The sequence below is a fragment of the bacterium genome, assembly GCA_024224155.1.
Classification (GTDB): Bacteria; Acidobacteriota; Thermoanaerobaculia; order Multivoradales; family JAHEKO01; genus CALZIK01.
The window spans coordinates 1-2,581 of record JAAENP010000339.1 but is presented as its reverse complement, the minus strand read 5'-3'; the positions used below and the strand labels follow the sequence as shown (position 1 = coordinate 2,581).

The window sequence follows — 2,581 nt, the reverse complement described above, 5'->3', positions numbered from 1 at the left end:
TTTCAGCCGCTCGCAGAATAACCTGGAGGCCCAGCTGACCCGCTACTGGCCGGAGGTGTTGCCTCTTCTTGATCTGGACTCGGTGTCGCTGCTGGAGCTGTTGTCGCGGTATGGCGGTCCGCAGAGCGTGAAGGCCCACAAAGTGGCGGCGGCGGAATGTCTGCACCGTGCCGGCGGCCCGGGACTGAAAGAAGAGAAGATACAGGATGTCCTGAAGGCGGCGGACAAGAGCCTCGGGGTTTCGATGATCGATGCGGAGCGCGACGCGTTGCAGGAGCTGGCGGCCGAGGCTCGGCGCCGTCAGAAAGCGTTCCGTGCTGCCCAGCAGCGGGTCAAGAATCTGAGCTGTGAAGACATCCCCACGGTGCTGGTCGGCGCGCAGGTGGGCGCTGTGACGGCCGCGGTGATCCGGTCCGAGCTGGGGTCATTTCTGGATTATGCGAACACTGGCAGTCTGGTGAAGGGGGGTGGGCTCAACCTGAAGGAAGTCAGTAGCGGCCGTCGCCAAGGCGAGCTGGCGATCACCAAGCGCGGTTCGAGTCGCTTGCGCCAGTACCTGTACCTGGCGGTGCTGCGCTGGATCCAGAAAGACGCGGTGGCTTGCGCGTGGTACGAGAAGAAAGTGCAGCGCGACGGAGGCAAGATCAAGGCCAAGGCGTTGGTGGCGCTGATGCGCAAACTGTTGCGCGGTCTGTGGTGGGTCGCCCGCGGCGAGACGTTCGACAGCCGGAAGCTCTTCGACGTTCAGCGCCTCGGGGTGTAAGGGTCCTTCAGCGCGCCGGAAGCCCGAAGACGTCCGTTCCATCCGTAGAACCGAGGAGATCGATGAAAACTTGAGCTCACCAACTAAGGCGTTGATCTGAAGGATCTCGCTGGGGTGACCTCCACCAGCCCCTCTGGTCGTTTCAGGCCCGAAAGGAGTCCCGAGGCACCCCGGCGAGTCGATGTCGGCCCGATACCCGATGCAGCTGATTCGAGGCCGATCACGGACCTCCGATGCGACAGGTTTGGTGGACCCGACATCGCATCCTGAAGATCGTCGCCCCCGTCCGAGGCAGCGCACGAAGCGGTCACTGGGGCCGTGTCAAGCCCCAGACATTAGCGACACTGGGTGGTCGCGACCGACTTCGTGCGCCTGAGGGGACAAAAACTTCAGGGGTCTGGGGCTTGACACGGCCTATGACAGGGGTTGGGCCGGAGTCCGTGCCGAGGACGCGGCCTCGGATTATCGTAGATCATCCGAGAGCCGCGCCGCAGGCGCGGATTCTGGGGCGGCGGCACCGTCACGGCGCGTGTCGGTGCGCCGAGTCGGCGTAGGTCTGGATCAAGGTCTCGAAGTTCTCTTCCCAGTACTCGCTGCGCCGACTCAGGTAGTACTCGTTGTGCTCGAAGTGTGTCTTGGGGCAACCGCCCAGGCACACCGGCAGGTACTGACACTGGCTACAGCGCTCGTGGGTGAAGGGATCGTATTCCGAGTACGGATGCGCGTCCTCCCCGAGCTCGGGCTGGCTATTGAGGATGACGAATGGCGAGCTCGAGCCGTTCCCGCTCGATCCGTTCCCGCCGTTCGCCGACGCCGACTCCAGCGAGTCGTGGGCGCGCGCGCTGACCCCGACGTCCAGCCCGCACTTGTACATCAGCCCGTCGGGACCGAAGACCACGCTGTTCTCGCCGACCGCCGCGCAGTTCATCCGCCGGGTCGAGGGATAGATCTGGAGGTGCTCGATGCCCCGCGGGTCGATGTGCTCGGAGATACGTTTCTGGAACTCGTCCTTGATGACGTCGAACTCCGTCTGGAAACGCTGGAACTTCTCCGAGGTACCGATAAAACCGCAATGCTCGGTCATCGGGCCGATCGCGGCCAGATAGGGGTAGATGTGGGCGTCCTTGTGGAGCCAGCCTCGCTGCGCGAAGAAATCCACCAACTCCAGGGCCGATTCGCCGACCCCGGGATCGACGTTGATGCGCAGATAGACCCGCGTCGCGCCGAGCACCCGGTCGATCGTCTGAGCCACCGTATCGAAAGAGCTCACCTCCTGCTCGTGGCCCTTCTTGTAGCCGCGCCGCACGTTGTGGTGCTTGGGCGGGCCGTCGAGGGTGAACTGGACGTGGCGGATGCGATTGCGCCGAACAAAGTCGCGGGCGTCCTCGGGCCAGAAGGTGCCGTTCGAGATCATCGCCGAGCTGTAGCCGATGCCGCGCTCCTCGCACAGGGCGATCGCCTTCTCGGAGAGGTAGTCGATGGCCTTGCGATTCATCATCGGCTCGCCGCCATACCAGTCGGTATAGAGCTTGGTATGGCCTTTGAGCTCGATCTGCTCTTCGATCCATTCCAGGAGCTGGTCGCAGCGCTCAAGGCTCAGGTAGTCCTCGGGATCCTTGTCTTCGTAGCAGTAATAGCAGTCGAAGTTGCAATCCATCGTGGTGGTGATCGTCACCAGGAACGGATCGTTCTGCTTGAAGAAATCGGTGCGCTCTCTGAGGTGGTCGAGCTCGTCTTCCTCAGCCGGCACGAAGAAACGGCCTTTCAAGAAGTGGGGAAAGACCTTCTGGAGAGCCGGCGTGAGATCCTCGACCTGGA

The 2,581-nt window shown here is 63.0% G+C and carries 2 protein-coding genes; one reads left to right on the top strand and one right to left on the bottom strand.

What is annotated here, in order from left to right:
• A partial coding sequence (locus tag GY769_17180; protein ID MCP4203653.1) for an IS110 family transposase occupies positions 1 to 763 on the top strand: 763 nt, incomplete at its 5' end.
• A gap of 520 nt (positions 764 to 1,283) precedes the next feature.
• On the opposite strand, the gene GY769_17175 is transcribed toward GY769_17180, so the two are convergent.
• The coding region (locus tag GY769_17175; protein ID MCP4203652.1) for a radical SAM protein at positions 1,284 to 2,581 on the bottom strand (1,298 nt) is incomplete at its 5' end.